This is a genomic window from Actinacidiphila sp. bgisy145, assembly GCF_057708125.1.
Window position 1 is genome coordinate 143,748 of the sequence record NZ_JBYIRL010000010.1, and the last position, 20,821, is coordinate 164,568.

Here is a 20,821-nt window from a genome sequence, read left to right on the forward strand (position 1 = left end):
CTGGGGGCGTCGTGCGGCGCGGCCGCGGGCGGAGGGGCGGGCGTCCGGCTCATACCGGACCCGTTCCGCCCGGTGACCGGCCCGGTCCGCCGCCGCGTTCCGTCCCGTCCTTGCCGCGCCGGACGCCCTGGCGGAAGCTCGACAGCCGCTCCCGCATCAGGTCGGCCTGGCGGGGCGCGGCCGGGACGTGGGGGGCCGGGACGTGGGGGGCCGGGCTCCCGGGTGCGGGGCGGGGGTCGGCGGCCGTGCCGGGGGCGAGGTTGCCGAACGGCACGCGCCGGGGCAGGCCCTGGGCGGTCGGTCCCGCGCTCGGCTGGCGGCCCGGGTCGCCCGGCCCGCCCGGAGCGGCGTGCGGGGCGCGGTCGGGGCGCGCCCAGGAGGGCGCCTGGTGGGCGTCCCGCGGGGGCAGGGGCTGGGGCGCGGCCGGCGGCTGGGGGTGGGGGCGTGCCTGCGGCTGCGCGGGGTGGGGCGGGTCCGGCGGCGGGTGCTCGTCGAGTTGCTGGGCGAACCAGGAGAACGCGTGGCCGGGCTGCCCGGGGGCCGGCTCCGGGTCGTTGAACCAGGGGAAGCCGCCGTCGGGCGGGCCGGAGTGGCGTCCGGCGGGTGCCTGGTCGTAGTGCGGGTCGCTTGCGCCGCGGGGCCGGCCCTGGCCCGTACCGGGCGCCGTCATCGGCCCCGGGCCGAAGTCAGGGCCGAAGTCCGCTCCGAAGCCCGAACCGCCGGCCGGCCCCGCCGCCGCGGAGCGGTACGCGCCGACGGGTTCGCGGGGGTCGTCCTGCCTGCCGGGCTGCGGCGCCGGCCGGCCGAACGCCGGTGCCGCGTCGGCGCCCCCCTGGTCCGGGGAGACCAGCAGGGCGGGCGGCACCCGGATGAGGGCGTTGAGGCCGGTCCGGCCGGAGCTGGTCAGCCGTACCTGGATGCCGTACTTGGCGGCCAGCCGCCCGACGACGAACAGGCCCATCCGGCGGGAGGTCGCCACGTCGAGCAGGGGCGGCTCGGCGAGCCGGCGGTTGATCCGGTCCAGTTCCTCCGGGCGTATGCCGATGCCCGCGTCCGCGACGTCCAGGACGACGTCGCCGGAGGTGAGGAACTTCGCGCCGACCAGCACCTGGGTCTCGGGGCCGGAGAACGAGGTGGCGTTCTCGATGAGTTCGGCGAGCAGGTGGACGACGTCGGTCGCGGCGTGGCCGGCCACCGCGACGTCCGGCAGCTCGTAGAGCACCACGCGTTCGTACTGCTCGACCTCGGCGGTGGCGGCGCGGACCAGGTCGATCAGCGACACCGGCTCGTGCCAGCGGCGGCCCTGCTCCTCACCGGCCAGCACCAGCAGGTTCTCGTTGTTGCGGCGCATCCGGGTCGCGAGGTGGTCGAGCTGGAACAGGCTCGCCAGCTGGCTCGGGTTCTGCTCGCTGTTCTCCAGGTCGTCGATGAGCTGGAGCTGCCGCAGCACCAGGCTCTCGCTGCGGCGGGAGAGGTTGGTGAAGATCGCGTTGACGTTGCTGCGCATCCGCGCCTGCTCGGTGGCGAGCCGGACCGCCTCGACGTGGACGCGGTCGAAGGCGCGCGCGACCTGGCCGACCTCGTCCTCGGTCCGCACCTCGATCGGCTCGACCCGCACCGGTTCGTCGGTGTCCGAGGGCGCCAGGTCGCGCAGCCGGCGGACGGCGGCGGGCAGCCGGTGGTCGGCGACGTCCAGCGCGGAGGCGCGCAGCCGGCGCAGCGGCCGCACCACGGAGCGGGCGAGCACCAGGGCGCCGAGGAAGGACAGCGCGACCACCACGACGATGATCGCGATGTTCTCGTAGAGCTGGGTGCGCACCGCGGACAGCAGATCGGAGGCGCGCCGGTTCATGTCCGCGACGGCCTGGCGCTCCACGGTCCGCACCGCGTCGAGCTTGTCGGTGAGCTGCCGGAACGCGGTGGCCTTGCCGATGCCGAGGTCCGCCAGGGGGATGTCCTCCTGGGCGGCGGTGGAGACCTCCTGGACGGTGCCGTCGGCGGCGCCGACCTTGTCGCCGCTGACCGTGGACTGGTAGAGGTTCAGCAGCGAGGTCGGGGCGTTGTTGGCAAGGGACTCGGCGGCCGTCTCGAACTGCGCCTGCTCGATGTCCTCCTTCTGCTCCAGCGTGAAGTCGCCGCTGTCCAGCACGTCGACGAGGTAGCCGCGCTCGCTGGACGTCTGCTGCTCGATCTGCTCGATCGAGGCGAGCGTGGCGACCAGGCTGCCGAGGGCGTGGTCGGAGGTGACGGCGGCGAGTTGCTCGCTGAAGTCCAGCAGGTCGTCGATGATCGTGCTGTACGCGCTGAAGGTCGGGGTGCCGGCGCCGGCGGCGAGGCCGCGTGCGGAGGCTCGCAGCGGGCTCAGATCGCCGAGCCGCGCCTCGCCGCGCGCGCCGAGCTGCCGTACCGCGGCCGGCAGGGCGTCGACGCTGTCCTGGTGACCGCGCAGGCTCGCGCCGAACTCCCGTACCTGGACGTCGGTCGCCTTCTGCGCCGCCGCCAGGTCCTGGTCCTTCGCCGCGCCCGGGCCGCGCAGCGCGACCTCGGTGCGGTCGCGTTCGTCGTCCAGGGCGCTGACCAGGGTGGATATCTGGCGGGCGAGCTGCGCCTGGCCCTGGACGCGGGCCGCGGAGTGCAGGTTGCCGACCTCGGAGACGACGCGTACGCCGACCAGCGGGATGATCGCGACCAGCGGGACCAGCACCAGGAGCATCATGCGGCTCCGCAGCCGCCAGTCGCCCAGGTGCTTGACGCGCAGCAGGGCGAGGACCTTGCCGGGTACGGCGGCGCCGCGCCGGGGTGCGCGAGCCGAACGGGACCTGCGTGCCGCGGTCACAGCACCACCACACGGTGACGCTCCAAGCGGTCCCCGCCCGTCGGCGGATTTCCGGCTTCGCGGGACCCCTGGTCTGCCATTTGCCAACCCTCAACCCTCGATAACGTCGCAGGCATGACGCGGCGACGCCCGGTTATTCGGTCCACCACAACGAGTGCCCGATCCGGGCGCACACCAGTCGGCTCAGGTACACCACGTCGCACGCGCTTTCCGGCTGCAAAGACATTGCCGCCGTACTTCCGCCCGCTCCCGCGCACCGGTCGGGGAACCACATTTCAGCACACGCAAGCCCACCGGAGCAAAGGGTTCCGCTACTGACTTAAGGCGATCGGCCCGGTCACAGGACCGCATCGCCCGCTTCGGCCGCAATACCGTCCGCTGAATATGCCGGGGTCATCAGATGGCCCACGACGTGATACATGCAGAGCATCGCATATATTTCCTGCTGAACAAGTTCCGGGCTTTTCGAGCGCAGCGCCACCCGCATACCGGCGAGCTGCGCCACAAAGGCACCGACACCGCTTCTGCACATCTCCGCCACATTTCGATGGCGGGCGGCGATCTCCGCCGCGGTCACCGCTTCGTCGAGGAACGAGGTGACCAGCACCGCCGTTTCCGGGGCCGACCGGCACGGCACCACCCGGACGAGCCGCCCGGCCGCGCCTTCGGCGCTCTGGCCGACCTGGCCGCCTGTGCCTTCCGGGGCTCCCACGCCGTCTGTGCTGCCCGTGCCGTCCATGCCGCCCGTGCCGCCCGTGCCGCCTGTGCCGCCGTCCTGCGGCAGGACCGACAGGTAGGAGCCGTCGGGCAGTTCGCGCAGCACCGGCAGCACCCGGCCGGCCCCGCCGCGGCCGCCCACCCGCCAGATCTGCTGGGCGCCGGCCGCGGCCAGCACGTCCCACATCGCCAGCGGCACCGCGTCCTGCTCGCCGACCACCAGCGCCCCCGCGCCGAGGAGGTCGTGCTGCCAGTCGGCGACGATGCTGTCGATGCCCGCCTGCGGGCCGGCGGCGACGGCCGCGGCCGCGGACAGGCGCAGCCGGCACTCGGTGAGGGAGACCAGCCAGACGTCGAGCGCGCGCCCCCGCGCCGTTCGCTCGACCACCTGGCGGCCCGCGGCGCCCTCCCCGTACGCGGCGCCGAACGCCTCGTACGCCCCCCGGTTCGCGGGGGTGTCCGGCGCCTCCATGGCAACGCTCTCCAGGACGAACACCCGCTCGGCGCCCGGCTGCGCGGCGGACGCCGCGACGTGCGCGCACAGCCCCTTGAGCGGTTCGACGCCAAGCCGCATCCGGGCCCGGGCGATGGCGGCGGCGGTGGCCACGTTGCCGACGTCGTCGAACAACTCGGGCAGCCCGCCGGTCAGTTTGGCGAGCACCTCCTCGTACGAGGAAGTCCCGAAGAGCCACATGGCGAGGGCGAAATACATCATCAATTGCGCGGGCAGCAGCCGTCGGCGCCGCTCCCGCCGCTCAGCCCGGTCCACCAGCCGGTCCATCAACTCCGGCCGGAAAGTACGGACGAGCATGCGCAGCGCCAACCGATCCGGAAGCGCGATTTCGACGGGTATGTCGGGATAACGGAATGTCACCAACCAGAAGTTACCCCCGAAGAACGCATCACGTCTAACCGCCTCCAACAATCCGCAGAAGCCGAACATCGGCGTTTTTCTCCGGACACGGGAGAGGCGGCGACACGGCGCGGCGACGGTTTTCCGGCCGCTTCCGCGCTTAAGTCAGTGCGCTCCGGATGGGCAAGGTTGTTCTCCCGCGCCGGGTTCTGGCAGCCTCACCGGCGTGACGAGCGAATCCCCGCGTGAACCCAATGGGTCGGTCACATCGCCGCAACCGACGACGCCTCCCAAGACGCCTCCAATCGTGATGCGCAATGTGACGAAATCCTTCAGCACGCCCCAGGGCGGCAATCACGATGTCCTGCACGACGTCGATTTCTCGGTGGCGGCCGGCGAGTTCACCGCGGTGGTCGGGCCGACCGGCTGCGGGAAGTCCACCACGCTCTCGCTGATCAGCGGCATGGCCCGGCCGGACACCGGCGAGGTGCTGCTCGACGGTCGCCCGGTCGACGGCACGGCCCGGGACGTGGGCTTCGTCTTCCAGACCGACGCGGTGTTCCCCTGGAAGACCGTGCTGGGCAACGTGGCCGCAGGACCGCGCTTCCGCGGCGCGTCGCGGAAGGACGCGCACGCGCTGGCCGCCGACTGGATACGCCGGGTGGGCCTGGCGGGGTTCGAGCGCTACCACCCGCACCAGCTCTCCGGCGGCATGCGCAAGCGGGTCGCCCTCGCGCAGACGATGATCAACCAGCCGCGGGTGCTGCTCATGGACGAGCCGTTCGCCGGGCTGGACGTGCAGACCCGCCAGATCATGTCCGACGAGCTGCTCGCGCTGTGGGACCTGACCCGGCCGTCGGTGGTGTTCGTGACCCACGACCTGGAGGAGGCGATCTCGCTCGCCGACACGGTCGTCGTCATGACCGCGGGCCCCGCCACCGTCAAGGAGACCTTCCCGATCGACCTGCCGCGGCCCCGGAACCCGCGGGAGATCCGGCACACCCCGGAGTTCGTCCGGCTCCACGAGCGGATCTGGGAGTCCCTGCGGGACGAGGTGCAGGTCGCCCACCGCCGTACGGCGACCGCGACGCCCGGGACCGCGGCATGAACCCGTTGGCCAAGTCCCCGTCGGCCAAGGAACTGCGCGGGCAGGCCGTACGGCGGGCGCGGATACGGCGCCGGGTGCTGGTCAACCTCACCAGGGCCGCCCTCCTCGTGCTGTTCGTCGGCCTGTGGCAGGTGCTCGCGTCGTCGGAGACCATCGACCGCTTCTACTTCGGCGAACCCTCCGGCATCTGCTCGAAGTTGTGGGACTGGGTGCGCCACGGCACCTCGCAGGGCTCCTTGTGGGACCAGGTGTGGGTGACGCTCGAAGAGACGCTGATGGGCTTCGGCATCGGTGTGCTGGGCGGTGTCGTCCTCGGCATCCTGCTGGGCCGGCTGCGCTTCCTCGCCGACGTCTTCTCCCCCTTCATCAAGACGCTGAACTCCATCCCGCGCATCCTGTTCGGGTCGGTGTTCGCGATCTGGTTCGGCCTCGGCATCAGCTCCAAGGTGACGCTGTCGGCGGTGCTGGTCTTCTTCGGCGTGTTCTTCAACGCCTTCCAGGGCGCCCGCGAGGTGGACCGCAACCTGATCGCCAACGCCCGCATCCTCGGCGCCGGGAACGCCCAGGTGACGCTGCACGTCGTCATCCCCTCCGCGCTGAGCTGGATCACCACCAGCCTGCACGTGGCGTTCGGCTTCGCCGTCACCGGCTCGATCGTCGGGGAGCTGCTCGGCGCGCAGCAGGGCCTCGGGCTGCTCATCTTCCAGGCGCAGGCCAACTTCGACCCCGACGGCGTGTACGCGGGGCTGGTCATCACCGCCGCGTACGCGCTGGCCGCGGAGGGCCTGATCACGCTGCTGGAACGGCGCCTGCTGCGGTGGCAGCCGCGCCCGCAGCGGTCCGACGCCGGCGCGTGACCCCGGCGGCCCCCGTGCGGCACCTCCCGACGAACGCCCGCCCCGCATTGACCGGCGGACCGCGGCACGGCCGAAGACGGCCGGTGGCGCGCCCGCTCCCGAGGAGAAGGCAAGGCTCATGTGGCACAAGAAGATCGTTCTCACAGCCGCGACGACGTTCCTGGCTACGGGGCTGACGGCCTGCTCGGACAGCTCGTCCGGCAGCTCCGGCGCGGCCGGTGACGGCTCCGCGACGAAGGTGACGATCGCGCTGTCGAACCAGGCGAACCAGAGTTACCTGCCGCTCATCCTGGCGCAGCGGATGGGCTTCTTCACCAAGCAGGGCCTGGATGTGAAGATCGACAACCTCCAGGGCACCCCGCAGGTCTCCGACGCGCTCCTCAAGGGCGACGTCCAGGGCATGATCGGCTTCTTCGACCACAACCTCGACCTCCAGGCCAAGGGCAAGAGCACCGAGGCGGTCGTGCAGCTGCTCCAGGCGCCCGGCATGGTCGAGATGACCCGGGCGAACGAGTCGTCGCTGAAGTCCCCAGCGGACCTGCGCGGCAAGACCGTCGGGGTGACCTCGCTCGGTTCGGCCAGCTCCACCATCGGCTCCTACCTGGCGATCCACAACAACATCCCGCTCGCCCAGACCCACCTGGTGGCCGTGGCCGCCGGCCCCACCTTCGTCGCGGCCTTCCAGCACGACCGGGTCGACGCCGGCGTCACCACCGAACCGACGATCTCCACGCTGCTGAAGAAGCACCTCGGCACGATCGTCGCCGACATGCGCACGCTCGCCGGCACCAAGGCCGCGCTCGGCGGGCCGTACCCCGGGACCGCGCTGACCGTGCAGACGGCGTGGGCGAACAGCCACAAGGCGACCACGCAGAAGATGGTCAACGCGATCTACCAGACGCTCCAGTGGATGGAGTCGCACTCGGCCGCGCAGATCACCGCGCAGGTCCCGGCGGACTTCTACTCCGGCAGCGGCAAGGACCAGTACATCCAGGCGCTGGCGAACGAGATGGGCATGTACAACCCCACCGGCCAGATGCCGGCGGACGCGCCGCAGACCGTGCTGCGGGTGCTGGACGCGGTCGACCCGGCCGTCAAGGGCCACACGATCGACCTGGCGAAGACGTACACCGACGCGTACGTCCAGAAGGCGGCGCAGGACACGTCCTCGTCGTGACCCGCGGGCGGGCACGTACGCGTCCTGACCTGCCAGCGGGCACGTACGTGTCCTGGCCCCCGGGCGGGCTCGGACCGACCTGTGCGCGAGCGGGCGGCTGCACACGGTCACCCTCTGGGGTGGGGTGCGGCCGCTGACAATGCGGCGCGGCGGGGCCCGGCGCACACTGGCCGGGAGATGCGGACCGGAGCCGAGCCCTAGGGAGCCGCCATGCTGAGGACGTGTCGCCGGTACACGGAGCGCAGGGCCCGCCTGGTCGGTACGGCCGCGGCGGCCACCGCGCTCGCCGTCGCCGGGGGTACCGCGCTGACCGGTACCGCGGCGGCGGCGACGCCCGGCCCGGCCGTACTGAAGTCGGCGCTGCTGAGCCCGTCGGACACCGGTATGACCGGTGCGCAGTCGGCCGCCGGGGGCGGGGTCGGCGGCGACGGGGTCTCCGGCTGCGCCGCGCTGGTGAAGGTGCTCCGGGCCGCGCCGGGCCCGGGCACCCAGGAGGCGGACTTCACCGGCGGGCAGTCCGGACCGCTGCTCAGCGAGCAGCTGACCACCGGGTCCGCGGGCCGGGTCGCGGGCGTGTACGCCCAGGAGAAGGCCGCGCTCACCTCCTGCCGCGACCTCACCCTCACCTCCGACGGCACCAAGCTCGCCCTCAGGCTGACGCCGACGCACCTGGTCACCGCCTCCGGCGCGCAGACCACCGCGACCCGGATGGACGGGCAGCTCAGCGGCGTACCCGTCAACGGCTACCTCGCCTTCGGGCGCGTCGGGCAGGTCCTCGTCGGCTACATGTTCTTCCAGATCTCCGACACCTCGCCCCAACTGGCCAGCAGCCTCTACCAGAAGGCCGTCACCAAGGTCCGCCACACCGTCGCCACCGGTGGCGGCACGCCGGTGTGAGGCGGGGCCGCGCTTCCGGGGCGGGGGCGGCGCGCTTCCGGTGCGGGAACGGCGGGGCGCGCTTCCGGCGCGGGGGCGGCCCGTCGCGGTGGCGCACACTGGGGGCATGAAGGGTGACGCGCCGCTGCCCGGGCTGGCCACGGACGAGGAACTCGCCGCGGGGCGGCGGGTGGTGCGGTGCGGGATGTGCGGGCAGCCGCTGTCCGACGCGGAGAGCAGGGCGTGGGGGCTCGGCGAGAACTGCCGGCGCAAGCTGGGCGGTGACAGGGCGGTCCGCCGCCCTGGGCGGTTCGAGGTCGAGCAGGACGGCATCCCCGGGGTCTGACCGCGCGCCGGCGATGCCGTCCCGGTACGGCCGGTGCCGATGCTCACGCTCCGGCCGGGCTCACCGTCCGCGGCGCTGCCGTTCCCGCGGTCAACCCCGCGCCGGCAGGGTCCCGTGCGGAAGGTCGGCCCGCAACTCGCGGATGAGTGCGCGGACCGCGGTCGTGGCGGCCAGCTCGGGTGTGGTGACGTAGCCGACGCGGCGGGTGGGGCGGTCCGGGCCGAGGTCGGTGGTGCGCAGCGCGGCCGGGGCGGCGGTCAGGGAGAGCGCGGGCATGATCGCCATGCCGTGGCCGGCGCCGACCAGCGCCAGGACCGCTCCGTCGTCCTCGGCCTCGACCGTCGCCGGCGGTATCCAGTCCTGCGCGGCCCACCAGGAGCGGGTGTACGACCCGCAGTTCTCGGCCCAGTCGACCAGCGGCAGCGCACCTGGAGCGGCCCGGTGACCGGGCGGGTGCACCAGGACGTACGGCTCCTCGAACAGCCCGCCGACGACGAGGCCGGAGGGCAGCGGCGCGCTGCCGCCCAGCGTCGCGACGGCCAGATCGGCCTTCCCGTCGGCGACTTCGCCCGCCGCGCCGCGGCCCACCTCGCGGACGATCCGCACCCGCGGCTCGATCCCGGGGTGCCGGTCGCGCAGCCGCCTCAGGGCCGCGGGCAGCAGGTGCAGGGCCGCGCTGCGGAACGCCGCGACCCGCAGCTCCCCCCGCGCCGGGTCCGGCGAGGCGGCGCCGCGCGCCTCGGCGGCCAGCACGTCCAGCATCCGCAGGATGCGGCGGGCGTGCGCGACGGCCCGCTCACCGGCGGGGGTCGGGCGGGCGCCGGTCCGGCCCCGTACGAACAGCACCGCGCCGACCTTGCGTTCGCTGCCGCGCACCGAGTGGGACACCGCGGACTGGGTCAGCCCGAGCGCCGCGGCCGCGGCCGAGAAGCCCGCGCCGTCCGCGACCGCGACCAGCACGCGCAGTTCGTGCGGCGCGAGATCGGAGTCGGCCGTCCGGGCCACCGGCGATCACCTCGACGTATGAATAGTGCTCATGGAACCGCCCGTCACATGAGCCCAACCCGCTGCCGGCCGGCCCCATTCCCGCCGTACGGTCCGGCCATGGACGACACCGCGCTCACCGTGCACCAGACCGCCCGCCCGCACGGCTTCCCCGGCCCCGAGCACTTCGCCTTCGTCGAGTCCGCGCTCCCCTCCCCCGCCGCCGGCACCGCGCTGGTGGAGAACCTCTACTGGTCCGTCGACCCGTACCACCGCGAGATGATGGACGGCGGGCCCGGCGGTTTCGCGCTCGGCGCGCCCCTGGAAGGCCGCGCCCTCGGACGGGTCGTCGCCTCGCGCACGCCGCAACTGGCCGAGGGCGAGGTCGTGTTCCACCGGCAGGGCTGGCGTACGCACGCGGTTGTCGCGCCGGGGCAGGTCCGGCGCCTGCCCCGCTACGACGGGGTGCCGCTGAGCGCCTACCTGGGCATCCTCGGCGGCACCGGTCTGACCGCCTACGTGGCCCTGACCCGGATCGCCCGGCTCCGGCCCGGCGACGACCTGTTCGTCTCCGCCGCCGCGGGCGGCGTCGGCACGGCCGCCGGACGGTTCGCCCGGCTGCTGGGCGCCGGACGCCTCGTGGGCAGCACGGGCTCGGCGGACAAGGCCGCGTACCTCACGCGGGAGGTCGGCTACGACGCGGCCTTCGACTACCACGACGGCCCCGCCTCCGAACTGCTCGCCACCGCGGCCCCCGACGGCTTCGACGTCTTCGTCGACAACGTCGGCGGCCCGCAGCTCGCCGCCGCGATCGGCGCGCTGCGCCCGTTCGGCCGGATCGCGCGGGTCGGCACGATCAGCCAGTACAACGCCCCCGACGCGCCGCCGCCCAGCTTCAACCACGCCGACCTGGTGGAGAAGAGCCTGCGGATGGAGGGCTTCCTCGTCACCCACCACCTCGAACTCCAGCAGGAGCTGTACGACTTCGCGGTCCCCCACCTCCGGTCCGGCCGCCTCACCCCCGACGAGACCGTCGTCACCGGTTTCGACCACATCGTGACCGCCTTCCTCGCGATGCTCCACGGCCGCACCACCGGCAAAACCCTCATCCGCGCCACCGCCCCCGCCCCCGTTATCCACACCCCTGTGGACAACCCCAGCGAGCCCGCATAACCGACCGATCCGCCCCGCACACGCAAAGAGGGCCCCCGACCCGCGCAGATGCAGGTCGGGGGCCCTCTTCGGGGTGTGGCGGCACGTGGATTCGAACCACGGTAGGCTAAGCCGACGGATTTACAGTCCGCTCCCATTGGCCACTCGGGCATACCGCCATGGGATGGCGCCGCGGGCCGGCCTGGTGGGCCGGGGGTCGTGGCGACGGGGTAAACGATACCTGATGCAGAGGGGTGGTTCGCCACCGGATTGATCAGGGCATCGGCGGCGGGGATGGCTAGGCTGGGCCGGTGGCGGTGCCCGGTCGGGCCGCCGCCGATGTGATGGAACCGACGTACCGATGAACACAGTCAAGGAGCCCACTGAAGATGGCCGACTCCAGTTTCGACATCGTCTCGAAGGTCGAGCGGCAGGAGGTCGACAACGCCCTCAACCAGGCCGCCAAGGAGATCTCGCAGCGCTACGACTTCAAGAATGTCGGCGCGTCGATCTCGTGGTCCGGGGAGAAGATCCTGCTGGAGGCGAACTCCGAGGAGCGCGTGAAGGCGATCCTGGACGTCTTCGAGAGCAAGCTGGTCAAGCGGGGGATCTCGCTGAAGGCGCTGGACGCGGGCGAGCCGCAGCTGTCCGGCAAGGAGTACAAGATCTTCGCGTCGATCGAGGAGGGCATCTCCCAGGAGAACGCCAAGAAGGTCGCGAAGATCATCCGGGACGAGGGCCCGAAGGGCGTCAAGGCGCAGGTCCAGGGCGACGAGCTGCGGGTCAGCTCCAAGAGCCGTGACGACCTCCAGTCCGTGCAGGCCCTGCTCAAGGGCAAGGACCTGGACTTCGCGCTCCAGTTCGTCAACTACCGCTGAGCTCCGCGGGCCCGCGGACGGGGGAACGAGCAGCACGCGGTACGAGGCCGGCGGGTGCCCGGGGGGGCGGCCCGCCGGCCTCGGGCGTTGCAGCGGGGGCGGGGGCAGGAGGCGGGGACGGGGGTTGCCGGACTCGGGTTACTGGTCGCTCGCGGGCGGGTCGGCGGGGGCCGCGTCGTCGCCCTTGAGTTGCTTGACCACCGCCAGCGCGTCGTCCACGTGGGCGCCGACGTTGCTCATCGAGGAGAAGGCGTGGCGGATCGTGCCGGCCTGGTCGATGACGAAGGTGATCCGGGCGGGGACGACGCCGAGGGTGGTGGCGCCGTACTGCTTGCGGACGGCGCGGTCTGCGTCGGAGAGCAGGGTGAAGGGGAGTTCGTGGCGCCCGGCGAACTTGTCGTGTGAGGCGACGCTGTCGGAGCTGACGCCGATCACCTCGGCGCCGGCGTCGGTGAAGCTCTCGTAGCCGTCGCGGAAACTGCACGCCTCGGCGGTGCAGCCGCGGGTGTTGTCCTTGGGGTAGAAGTACAGGACGACGGTGTTGCGCGCCAGCCGCTCGCTGAGCGCCACCGGTGCCCCGTTCTGGTCGGGGAGGGTGAAGTCCGGTGCCTTGTCGCCGACTTGCAGGGTCATCGCGATCTCCTCGGTACGGTCGGTAACGGCCGGAGTAGAGCGTACGGGCGGCCGGCGGGGGCGGGGAGGGGCCGGAAAAGCGCGAGGCGCGCGTCAGGTGACGCGCGCCTTCTCCGTCGGGGCCCGGAACCGCTCAGCGGGTGGCGAACGGCTGATCCGTCGGCACGATCTCCCGGCCCAGCGGCATCAGCGACAGCGGAATCAGCTTGAAGTTCGCGATGCCGAAGGGGATGCCGATGATGGTGACGCACAGCGCGATCCCGGTGACGATGTGGCCGAGCGCCAGCCACCAGCCGGCGAGGATCAGCCACAGGACGTTGCCGACGAGGGAGCCGGCGCCGGCGTCACGGCGTTCGACGGTGGTGTAGCCGAAGGGCCACAGGGCGTAGACGCCGATGCGGAAGGCCGCGATACCGAACGGGATACCGATGATGGTGATGCACAGCAGCAGCCCGGCCAGGAAGTAGCCCAGGCACATCCACAGCCCGCACAGGATGAGCCAGATTATGTTGAGGATCGTTTTCATCGGTTGCGACCTGCCATCTCTTCCAGGCGCGCGATGCGCTCGGCCATCGGCGGGTGCGTCGAGAACAGCTTGGAGGCGTCACCCGGCCGGAACGGGTTGGCGATCATCAGATGACTCGTCGTCTCCAGCCTAGGCTCGGCCGCGAGCGGACGCTGCCTCGTGCCCGTGTCGAGTTTGCGCAGCGCCGAGGCGAGGGCGAGCGGGTCGCCGGTGAGGCGGGCGCCGGAGGCGTCCGCTTCGTACTCCCGGGAGCGGGAGACGGCCAGCTGGATCAGGGAGGCGGCCACCGGGCCGAGGATCATCAGCAGGAGCATGCCGAGGATGCCGGGGCCGTCGTCGTCGTCGGAGCGGCCGACCGGGATCAGCCAGGCGAAGTTCGCCAGGAAGACGATGACCGAGGCGAGCGCGCCGGCCACCGAGGAGATCAGGATGTCCCGGTTGTAGACGTGGCTCAGCTCGTGGCCGAGCACGCCGCGCAGCTCCCGCTCGTCGAGGATCTGGAGGATGCCCTCGGTGCAGCAGACCGCCGCGTTGCGCGGGTTGCGGCCGGTGGCGAAGGCGTTCGGCGCCTCGGTGGGCGATATGTACAGCCGCGGCATGGGCTGCCGGGCCGCCGTGGACAGCTCGCGGACGATCCGGTAGATCTCGGGCGCCTCGAACTCGCTGACCGGGCGGGCCCGCATGGCCCGCAGCGCCATCTTGTCGCTGTTCCAGTACGCGTACGCGTTCGTGCCCAGGGCGATGACGAGCGCCACGATGAGCCCGGTCCGGCCGAAGAAGCTGCCGATGACCAGGATGAGTGCGGACAGGCCGCCGAGGAGTACGGCGGTCTTCAACCCGTTGTGCCGGCGGTGCACGTGCGCCCTCCAAGGTGTGCGGCGGGGACCTCCCCCTCAGGAAAACCTCCTGCACTGGTCAACGCGAGTCGGGCGCCGTTGGTTCCCGTGTGCGTACGCAGCGCTACCGTGCGAACGAGGCCGGAACCGGCCGGGTCCGCGCCTCGTGCCGCCCCACCTGCGGCGCGGCCGTGGCGGACCGGTTCGCCGCCGCGGGGCCGGGTCGGCGGCGGGTACTCACAGCAGCACGCCGGCCGCGTAGCGCAGCACGATCTGCGGCGCGCCGGACAGCACCACGCCCGCCGCCGCGGCGAGCGCGATGGCCGCGCCCAGCGCGAAGGGGGTCCGCGCGGCGACCGCACCGGCCGCCGGCGTGCCCCCGCCGTCCGCGGAGAGCTCGGGAGCGGCCGCCGCGGCCTTCGTCCCGCCTGCCGCGGCGAAGAGCAGCGCCGTCCACCGCAGGTAGTACACGAGCGCGATCGCCACGTTGACGGCCATGATCACCGCGAGCCAGCCGTGCTGGGCGTCGACCGCCGTGGAGAAGACCGCCACCTTCGCGAACAGGCCGATCAGGCCGGGCGGCAGTCCGGCCAGGCAGAGCAGGAAGAAGGCGAGCGCGAGGGCGGCCGCGGGCCGGGCCGCGTACAGGCCGCGGTAGTCCGTCAGCCGCCCGTGCGGCGCGCTGCGGCCGACCAGGGCCGCGACGGCGAACGCGCCGAGGTTCACCACCGCGTACATCAGGGCGTACGCCACGGTGGTGCCGACGTGGTAGCCGGCGGGGTGGCCCGAGGACTCGGCGGCGAGCGGCACCAGCAGGTAGCCGGCCTGCCCGATCGAGGACCAGGCGAGCAGGCGTACGGCGCCGCGCTCGGCGCCGGGCCGCTGCCGCAGGGCGCCGACGTTGCCGACGGTCATGGTCAGCGCGGCCAGCACGCCCATCGCCGGGCCCCAGGTGTCGGCGTACGGGTGCAGGGCGAGCGTGGTGATCAGGATCAGGCCGGAGAAGCCGGCCGCCTTGCCGACCACCGACAGGTAGGCGGCGACCGGCAGCGGCGCGCCGGCGTAGGTGTCGGGCACCCAGAAGTGGAAGGGCGCCACCGCCAGCTTGAAGGCGAAGCCGACCAGCGTCAGGGCGGCGCCGGCCTTGCCGAGGGTGTGCAGCTGGGCCGGTTCGTGGCCGAGGGTGCGGCCGATCCGGTCGAGGTAGAGGGTGCCGGTGGTGGCGTACAGGAAGCTGACGCCGAGCAGCGACACAGCGGTGGCGGTCACCGAGGTGAGGAAGAACTTCAGCGCGGCCTCGCTGCTCAGCCGGTCGCCGCGGCGCAGCCCGACCAGGGCGAACGACGGCAGCGTGGTGACCTCCAGCGCCACGACGAGGGTGGCCAGGTCCCGGGAGGCGGGCAGCAGGGTGGCGCCGGCCGCGGAGGCCAGCAGCAGGAACCAGAACTCGCCGGCCGGCAGCTCCTCCTCGACGGCGGGCGCGGACAGCAGCGCGGTGAGCAGCGCCCCGCCGAGTACGAGCACCTGCACCACGAGCGCGAAGCGGTCCGCGGTGTACGAGCAGCCGGCGGCGGGGTCGGTGCCGCAGAACGTGGCGTGGTGCCCGGCCCGCAGCGGGATCAGGGAGAGCAGCGCCAGGGCGAGCCCGGCCACGGTCGCCCAGGCCAGCAGCCGCTTGTGCCGCGGCGGCAGGAAGAGGTCGGCGACCAGCAGGAGGACGGCCAGGGCGGCGGGGATCGCGGCCGGGGCGATCGCGGTCCAGTCGACGGACGCGGTCAGCGCGCCGAGGGAGGTCATCAGCTTCCTCCGAGCAGGGAGCGTACGGCCGGTTCGGTGAGGCCGAGCAGCAGCGCGGGCCACAGTCCGGCCAGCACGGTGAGGGCGGCGAGCGGCGTCCAGGCGGCGAACTCGTAGCCCTGCACGTCGGCGAGGGCCGGCTGGGCCCGGGCGGTGTCGCGGTCGCCCATGCAGATCCGGCGGACCACGACGAGCAGGTAGGCGGCCGTGAGCAGGGTGCCGAAGGCGGCGATCGCGGTGAAGGTGACGTAGGCGGGGCGGCTGAGGCCGGCGCCGGGGGTGAAGGAGCCGAACATCGCGAGCATCTCGCCCCAGAACCCGGCCAGGCCCGGCAGGCCGAGCGAAGCGACGGCGCCGAAGGCCAGCAGCCCGCCCAGGCGCGGCGCGCGGCCGTAGAGGGCGGCGCCGCCGCTGCCCGCGAGCCGGTCGAGGTCGCTGGTGCCGTAGCGGTCCTTCAGGGCGCCGACGAGGAAGAAGAGCAGGCCGGTGATGAGGCCGTGGGCGACGTTGGCGAACAGGGCGCCGTTGACGCCGGTGCGGGTCATGGAGGCGATGCCGAGGAGCACGAAGCCCATGTGGCCGACCGAGGAGTAGGCGATGAGCCGTTTGAGGTCGCCGCCGTTGCCCTGCCGGGCCAGCGCGAGGCAGGCGAGCGAGCCGTAGACGATGCCGACGACCGCGAAGGCGGCCAGGTACGGGGCGAAGGTGTGCATCCCGCCGGGCGCGATCGGCAGCACCACCCGGACCAGGCCGTAGGTGCCCATCTTCAGCAGCACCCCGGCGAGCAGGACCGATCCGGCGGTGGGTGCGGCGGTGTGCGCGTCCGGCAGCCAGCTGTGCAGCGGCCACATCGGGGCCTTCACGGCCAGGCCGAGGCCGATCGCGAGGACCGCGACCAGTTGCGTGGTGTGACTGAGGTGTGACCCGTTGTCAGTGGCGAGTGCCACCATGTCGAAGGTGCCCGCTTTCACGCCGATGAGGAGCAGGCCGAGCAGCATGACCACGGAGCCGAGGAGGGTGTACACGATGAAGCGCAGCGCCGAGCGTTCCCGGTTCGCGCCGCCCCAGCGCGCGATGAGGAAGTACATCGGGACCAGCACGGTCTCGAAGGCGAGGAAGAACAGGATCAGGTCGAGCACCGCGAAGCTGGCCAGCGTGCCGCCCTCAAGCAGCAGCAGCAGGGCGACGAAGGCGCGCGGCCGGGGCCCGTCCGGCATCTTGAAGTACGAGTACAGCGCGCACAGGAAGGTCAGCAGCGCGGTCAGCACCAGCAGCGGCAGCGAGATGCCGTCCACCCCGAGGTGGAGGTGGATGCGCAGCGCGGGAATCCAGTCCAGGTCGGTGGTGGCCTGCATCCTGGCCGGGTGGGAGTGGTCGAAGCCGGCGGCGAGCACCACCGCGAGGACCAGCACCGCGCCGGTGACGGTCACGCCGTGCCGCAGCACCGCCTGGTCCGGGCCGCGGCCGCGCAGACCGGGCGGCGCCGGCAGCAGGGCGCCGAGCGCGCCGAGCAGCGGCAGCACCAGGATCGCCGCGAGGATGTACTGAAGGGCGGTGTCGTTCACTTCGGGCTCAGCCTCCGACGGCGACGAGGACGGCGAGGACGACCGCACCGGCCAGCAGCGCGCTGAGGTAGGTCTGGACGTTTCCGGTCTGGGCCTTGCGGACGGCCGCGCCGAGCAGGTTCGGGGTGCCCGCGGCGCCGCGTACCCAGGTCTCCACCACGTCCCGGTCCAGGAAGCGGACCAGGGACGCGGCGGCCAGCACCGGCCGGACGAACAGCGCGGTGTACAGGGCGTCGAGGTGGAAGCCGTGCGCGGCGGCGGTGTGCAGCGGGCCGAGCAGCAGCCGGCCCGGGTCGCCGGGGTCGCGGGCGGCGGCGACGTCGCCGTAGACCTCCTTGTGGTGCTCTTCGGCCTCGGCCTCGATCAGGGCGGGTTCGGAGTCCGCGTCGAGGTGGTCGGTGAGCGCGCCCGCGGTGTCCGGCGGTTCGGCGGCGAGCGCGCCGATCGGCACGGCCCGGCGGCTGGCGGCCACCGCGCGCCAGGCGCCGTAGGCGAGCAGTACGCCGACCAGCGCGAGCCCGGTGCCCAGCAGGGCGGTGACCAGGGTCGGGCCGAGCGGGCTGCCGCCGAACCAGTCGGGCAGTTCGCGGTAGGCGAGCCCGCCGAAGGCGACGGTGGGGATGGCCAGCACCCACAGCACCGCGGTCATCGGCAGCGGCTGGCGGCCGTGGTCGGGGACGGCCGGGCCGTTGCCGAGGAAGGCGAGCAGGAACAGCCGGGTGGCGTAGGCGCCGGTGAGCACAGCGGTGGCCAGCCCGGCCACCAGCACCGTCCAGCCGACCGCCGACGGCACGTGCGCGGTGTCGCCGCCGGCGGCGTGCTCCGCGGCGCGCAGCACCGACTCCTTGGAGAAGAAGCCGGACAGCGGCGGGAGCGCGGCCAGCGCGGCCAGGCCCAGGCCCATGGTCCACATCGCGTCGGGCACCCGCCTGCGCAGCCCGCCCATGCGGGACATCGCGGTCAGCGAGTTGGTGCCGGCCGCGTGGATCACCACGCCCGCGCCCAGGAAGAGCAGCGCCTTGAACGCGGCGTGCGACAGGAGGTGGAAGACGGCGGCGTCGCGGTCGCCGACGGCCAGCGCGCCGGCCATGTAGCCGAGTTGGCCGATGGTGGAGTAGGCGAGCACCCGTTTGATGTCGTCCTGGGCGAGCGCGGCCAGGCCGGAGCCGACCATGGTGATCGCGGCCATCGCGGCCAGCACCGCAAGCGCGGCGGCGGACGCGGTGAACACCGGCAGCAGCCTGGCGACCAGGTAGATGCCCGCGGCCACCATGGTCGCGGCGTGGATCAGCGCGGAGATCGGGGTGGGGCCGGCCATCGCGTCGGGCAGCCAGGTGTGCAGCGGGAACTGCGCGGACTTGCCGGCGACCCCGGCGAGCAGCAGCAGCGCGGTCACCGTGGGGTGGTGCAGGCGCCCGTCGGCGGCGGCGGCCAGGATGCCGCTGATCCGGAAGGTGCCGGCGTCCGCGGCCAGCGCGAACACGCCGATCAGGAACGGCACGTCGCCGAGCTTGGTGACCAGGAACGCCTTGATCGACGCGGAGCGGGCCGCCTCGGTCTCCCAGTAGTGGCCGACCAGGAAGTAGGAGCAGATGCCCATGACCTCCCAGCCGACCAGCAGCACCATCAGGTCGCCGGAGTAGACGACGAGCAGCATCGCGGCGGTGAACAGCGAGACCAGCGCCGCGTAGGACGGGTATCGCGGGTCGTCCCGCAGGTAGGAGACGGAGTAGACCTGCACGCAGGTGGCGACCAGGCCGACGAGCAGCGCGATCAGGACGGAGAAGCCGTCCAGGTGCAGCGCGAGGTCGATCGGCACCGAGCCGGTCGCGGTCAGCCGGTGGGCGGCGTCGGTGGCCTGCCCGGTGCCCTGGCGGGCGGCGACGACGGCGGCGAGCACGAAGGCCGCGGCGGTGGGCAGCACCGCCAGCGGCCGGACGAAGCCGGGTGCGCGCCGGCCGAGCAGGAGTCCGGCGGCCGCGCCCAGGAAGGGCAGTGCGGGGACGAGCGCGGCAAGGGCGGTCAGGGTCACGCGGTGGCCTCTGCCTTCTCGTCGGGGCCGGCGGCCGCACCCGGACCGGCGTCCGGGTCGGCGGCGTCCGGGGGCGCGGGCGCGCCGAGCGGCCGTCCGGGGTCGGCCAGGTCGGCGAGGCGGTCGATGTCGGAGGTGCCGCGGTTGCGGTAGACCAGCAGCACGATCGCCAGCCCGAGCCCGATCTCCGCGGCGGCGACGGTGATGGTGAACAGGGTGAGGGCCTGCCCGGAGTGCAGGCGGTCGCCGAGCCAGGTGTCGAAGGCGACCAGGTTGAGGTTGACGGCGTTGAGCATCAGCTCGACGGACATCAGGACGAGGATCGCGTTGCGCCGGGCGAGCACCCCGTACAGGCCGACGCAGAAGAGCAGGGCGGCCAGCACGGCGGGGTAGACGAGGTGCATCAGCGGTCCTTGCCGTTCGGGGCGGAAAGGCCGCCGGACCCGGCGGCGGGCAGGGCGGCGGCTCCGGTGCCCGCCCTGCGCCGGGACAGCACGATCGCGCCGACCAGCGCGGCCAGCAGCAGCACCGACAGTGCCTCGAAGGGCAGCACCCAGAACCGGAAGAGGCTGCTGCCGGTGACCTTGGTGGCGCTGACCCCGGCGGTGCGGTGCACGTCGATCCAGGTGCTGCGGAAGGCGTCCACCACCACCCACACCAGCGTGGCCGCGGCCGCCACCGCCACCGCCAGGGCCACCCAGCGGTTCTCGGAGTCCGCGTCGGGCGAGTGGCCGATCGGCGCCCTGGTGAGCATCAGGCCGAACAGCAGCAGGACCACCACCGAGCCGACGTAGATCAGCACCTGCACCCAGGCGATGAACTCGGCGGTCAGCAGCAGGTACTCCACCGCGATCCCGCCGAGCGCGACCACCAGCCACAGGGCCGCGTGCACGAGCTGGCGGGTGGTGACGGTGACGACGGCCGCGCCGAGGGTGGCGAGGCCGACGAGCAGGAAGGTGATCTCGACGCCGGTCGGCGAGAGGAAGCCGTGGTGGCTGGCGACACTGCCGTGCATCACGCCTCGCCCTCCCCGGGCCGGTCGTCCTCCGAGGCACCCTCGGCCTGCCCCGACTGCTCGGCCTGCTCGGCCTGCTGAGCAGCCTGTGCTGCCTGAGCTGCCTGAGCTGCCGCCTGCGCGGCCTTCTCCGCCGCCTTGTGCGCGGCCGCGACCTCCTTCGGCTCCTCGGCCGCAGGGTCGAGCGGCGGCGGAGGCGGCACCGTCCACATCCACTCGCGCAACTTGTCGCGCTCGTGCGTCAGGTCGAGGATGTCGGTCTCGGCGTACTCGAACTCCGGCGACCAGAAGAGCGCGTCGAAGGGGCACACCTCGATGCAGATGCCGCAGTACATGCACAGCGAGAAGTCGATCGCGAAGCGGTCCAGCACGTTGCGGCTGCGCTCGCGGCCACCAGGGGCGGCGGGCGGCGCGGTCTCCTTGTGCGAGTCGATGTAGATGCACCAGTCGGGGCACTCACGGGCGCACAGCATGCACACCGTGCAGTTCTCCTCGAACAGCGCGATCACACCGCGGCTGCGCGGGGCGAGTTCGGGTTGCGCGTCGGGGTAGCGGGCGGTGACGGTCTTCTTCGTCATCGTGCGCAGGGTGACGGCCAGGCCCTTGGCCAGGCCGGAGCCGGGAATCGGCATG

General features: G+C 73.0%; 19 protein-coding genes and 1 tRNA gene. 7 read left to right on the forward strand and 13 right to left on the reverse strand.

The window, feature by feature from the left end; translation table 11 throughout:
* Positions 1-49: 49 nt before the first annotated feature.
* Together AC3ERT_RS11810 and AC3ERT_RS11815 are read right to left on the reverse strand one after the other, a co-directional pair.
* Positions 50-2,836: a sensor histidine kinase gene (locus tag AC3ERT_RS11810; RefSeq protein WP_435173913.1), complete on the reverse strand. Its 2,787-nt coding sequence runs from the start codon at positions 2,834-2,836 to the stop codon at positions 50-52.
* A 337-nt stretch (positions 2,837-3,173) separates the two neighbouring features.
* A complete protein-coding gene (locus tag AC3ERT_RS11815; protein WP_435173915.1) occupies positions 3,174-4,496 on the reverse strand; it encodes a transposase domain-containing protein in 1,323 nt (440 codons plus the stop codon).
* Positions 4,497-4,716: 220 nt separating this feature from the next.
* Here AC3ERT_RS11815 and AC3ERT_RS11820 point away from each other — a divergent pair, with 220 nt between their 5' ends.
* The 5 genes from AC3ERT_RS11820 (at position 4,717) to AC3ERT_RS11840 (ending at position 8,770) form a co-directional block, all read left to right on the forward strand.
* Entirely contained in the window at positions 4,717-5,514 is a 798-nt protein-coding gene (locus tag AC3ERT_RS11820) for an ABC transporter ATP-binding protein (RefSeq protein ID WP_435125237.1), read from the forward strand.
* Complete coding sequence (locus AC3ERT_RS11825; RefSeq protein WP_435173917.1) at positions 5,511-6,371, forward strand: ABC transporter permease; 861 nt, start codon at positions 5,511-5,513, stop codon at positions 6,369-6,371. The genes AC3ERT_RS11820 and AC3ERT_RS11825 overlap by 4 nt, the downstream gene beginning before the upstream one ends.
* Positions 6,372-6,489: 118 nt before the next feature.
* A complete protein-coding gene (locus tag AC3ERT_RS11830) occupies positions 6,490-7,548 on the forward strand; it encodes an ABC transporter substrate-binding protein (protein ID WP_435125242.1) in 1,059 nt (352 codons plus the stop codon).
* A 210-nt stretch (positions 7,549-7,758) separates the two neighbouring features.
* Positions 7,759-8,445, forward strand: a complete 687-nt coding sequence (locus tag AC3ERT_RS11835) for a hypothetical protein (protein ID WP_435125244.1) — start codon at positions 7,759-7,761, stop codon at positions 8,443-8,445.
* A gap of 106 nt (positions 8,446-8,551) precedes the next feature.
* The gene (locus AC3ERT_RS11840; protein WP_335978341.1) at positions 8,552-8,770 is read left to right on the forward strand and encodes a DUF6011 domain-containing protein; all 219 of its coding nucleotides are present in this window, start codon (positions 8,552-8,554) and stop codon (positions 8,768-8,770) included.
* A 90-nt stretch (positions 8,771-8,860) separates the two neighbouring features.
* On the opposite strand, the gene AC3ERT_RS11845 is transcribed toward AC3ERT_RS11840, so the two are convergent.
* Positions 8,861-9,775 (reverse strand): LysR family transcriptional regulator, encoded by a 915-nt coding sequence (locus AC3ERT_RS11845; RefSeq protein ID WP_435173919.1) that lies wholly within the window; start codon positions 9,773-9,775, stop codon positions 8,861-8,863.
* A gap of 99 nt (positions 9,776-9,874) precedes the next feature.
* Between AC3ERT_RS11845 and AC3ERT_RS11850 the strand changes: the two genes are divergently transcribed.
* Positions 9,875-10,927 carry a zinc-binding dehydrogenase gene (locus AC3ERT_RS11850; RefSeq protein ID WP_435173920.1) on the forward strand — a complete coding sequence of 351 codons (1,053 nt, stop codon included), beginning with the start codon at positions 9,875-9,877 and terminating at the stop codon, positions 10,925-10,927.
* A gap of 76 nt (positions 10,928-11,003) precedes the next feature.
* On the opposite strand, the gene AC3ERT_RS11855 is transcribed toward AC3ERT_RS11850, so the two are convergent.
* A tRNA-Tyr gene (locus tag AC3ERT_RS11855) sits at positions 11,004-11,085 on the reverse strand.
* A 210-nt stretch (positions 11,086-11,295) separates the two neighbouring features.
* Here AC3ERT_RS11855 and AC3ERT_RS11860 point away from each other — a divergent pair.
* Positions 11,296-11,784 (forward strand): YajQ family cyclic di-GMP-binding protein, encoded by a 489-nt coding sequence (locus AC3ERT_RS11860; RefSeq protein ID WP_335978348.1) that lies wholly within the window; start codon positions 11,296-11,298, stop codon positions 11,782-11,784.
* Positions 11,785-11,922: 138 nt separating this feature from the next.
* Here AC3ERT_RS11860 and AC3ERT_RS11865 read toward each other — a convergent pair whose 3' ends face one another.
* From AC3ERT_RS11865 to AC3ERT_RS11905, 9 genes are all read right to left on the reverse strand, one after another.
* Positions 11,923-12,417, reverse strand: coding sequence for a peroxiredoxin (locus tag AC3ERT_RS11865; protein WP_435125322.1), 495 nt, complete (start codon positions 12,415-12,417; stop codon positions 11,923-11,925).
* Positions 12,418-12,550: 133 nt separating this feature from the next.
* Positions 12,551-12,943, reverse strand: a complete 393-nt coding sequence (locus tag AC3ERT_RS11870; protein WP_335978352.1) for a YccF domain-containing protein — start codon at positions 12,941-12,943, stop codon at positions 12,551-12,553.
* Complete coding sequence (gene htpX / locus AC3ERT_RS11875) at positions 12,940-13,800, reverse strand: zinc metalloprotease HtpX (protein ID WP_335978354.1); 861 nt, start codon at positions 13,798-13,800, stop codon at positions 12,940-12,942. Before htpX ends, AC3ERT_RS11870 begins: the two co-directional genes overlap by 4 nt.
* A 216-nt stretch (positions 13,801-14,016) precedes the next feature.
* The gene (locus tag AC3ERT_RS11880) at positions 14,017-15,576 is read right to left on the reverse strand and encodes an NADH-quinone oxidoreductase subunit N (protein WP_435173921.1); all 1,560 of its coding nucleotides are present in this window, start codon (positions 15,574-15,576) and stop codon (positions 14,017-14,019) included.
* Complete coding sequence (locus tag AC3ERT_RS11885; protein ID WP_435173922.1) at positions 15,576-17,141, reverse strand: complex I subunit 4 family protein; 1,566 nt, start codon at positions 17,139-17,141, stop codon at positions 15,576-15,578. Before AC3ERT_RS11885 ends, AC3ERT_RS11880 begins: the two co-directional genes overlap by 1 nt.
* Before the next feature lie 7 nt (positions 17,142-17,148).
* A complete protein-coding gene (locus AC3ERT_RS11890) occupies positions 17,149-19,173 on the reverse strand; it encodes an NADH-quinone oxidoreductase subunit 5 family protein (protein WP_435125336.1) in 2,025 nt (674 codons plus the stop codon).
* Positions 19,170-19,577: an NADH-quinone oxidoreductase subunit NuoK gene (gene nuoK / locus AC3ERT_RS11895; protein ID WP_435125339.1), complete on the reverse strand. Its 408-nt coding sequence runs from the start codon at positions 19,575-19,577 to the stop codon at positions 19,170-19,172. The genes AC3ERT_RS11890 and nuoK overlap by 4 nt, the downstream gene beginning before the upstream one ends.
* A complete protein-coding gene (locus AC3ERT_RS11900; RefSeq protein WP_435125341.1) occupies positions 19,577-20,188 on the reverse strand; it encodes an NADH-quinone oxidoreductase subunit J family protein in 612 nt (203 codons plus the stop codon). Before AC3ERT_RS11900 ends, nuoK begins: the two co-directional genes overlap by 1 nt.
* Complete coding sequence (locus tag AC3ERT_RS11905; protein ID WP_435125345.1) at positions 20,188-20,820, reverse strand: NuoI/complex I 23 kDa subunit family protein; 633 nt, start codon at positions 20,818-20,820, stop codon at positions 20,188-20,190. The genes AC3ERT_RS11900 and AC3ERT_RS11905 overlap by 1 nt, the downstream gene beginning before the upstream one ends.
* Position 20,821: the final 1 nt, after the last annotated feature.

Bases quoted from the DNA above. Each gene is read 5' to 3' on its own strand.
- AC3ERT_RS11880 (WP_435173921.1), bottom strand. From the start codon at position 15,576: ATGACCTCCCTCGGCGCGCTGACCGCGTCCGTCGACTGGACCGCGATC.
- AC3ERT_RS11860 (WP_335978348.1), top strand. From the start codon at position 11,296: ATGGCCGACTCCAGTTTCGACATCGTCTCGAAGGTCGAGCGGCAGGAG.
- AC3ERT_RS11870 (WP_335978352.1), bottom strand. From the start codon at position 12,943: ATGAAAACGATCCTCAACATAATCTGGCTCATCCTGTGCGGGCTGTGG.
- AC3ERT_RS11820 (WP_435125237.1), top strand. From the start codon at position 4,717: ATGCGCAATGTGACGAAATCCTTCAGCACGCCCCAGGGCGGCAATCAC.
- AC3ERT_RS11840 (WP_335978341.1), top strand. From the start codon at position 8,552: ATGAAGGGTGACGCGCCGCTGCCCGGGCTGGCCACGGACGAGGAACTC.
- AC3ERT_RS11830 (WP_435125242.1), top strand. From the start codon at position 6,490: ATGTGGCACAAGAAGATCGTTCTCACAGCCGCGACGACGTTCCTGGCT.
- AC3ERT_RS11865 (WP_435125322.1), bottom strand. From the start codon at position 12,417: ATGACCCTGCAAGTCGGCGACAAGGCACCGGACTTCACCCTCCCCGAC.
- nuoK (WP_435125339.1), bottom strand. From the start codon at position 19,577: ATGCACCTCGTCTACCCCGCCGTGCTGGCCGCCCTGCTCTTCTGCGTC.
- AC3ERT_RS11815 (WP_435173915.1), bottom strand. From the start codon at position 4,496: ATGTTCGGCTTCTGCGGATTGTTGGAGGCGGTTAGACGTGATGCGTTC.
- AC3ERT_RS11900 (WP_435125341.1), bottom strand. From the start codon at position 20,188: ATGCACGGCAGTGTCGCCAGCCACCACGGCTTCCTCTCGCCGACCGGC.
- AC3ERT_RS11905 (WP_435125345.1), bottom strand. From the start codon at position 20,820: ATGCCGATTCCCGGCTCCGGCCTGGCCAAGGGCCTGGCCGTCACCCTG.
- AC3ERT_RS11825 (WP_435173917.1), top strand. From the start codon at position 5,511: ATGAACCCGTTGGCCAAGTCCCCGTCGGCCAAGGAACTGCGCGGGCAG.
- AC3ERT_RS11835 (WP_435125244.1), top strand. From the start codon at position 7,759: ATGCTGAGGACGTGTCGCCGGTACACGGAGCGCAGGGCCCGCCTGGTC.
- AC3ERT_RS11850 (WP_435173920.1), top strand. From the start codon at position 9,875: ATGGACGACACCGCGCTCACCGTGCACCAGACCGCCCGCCCGCACGGC.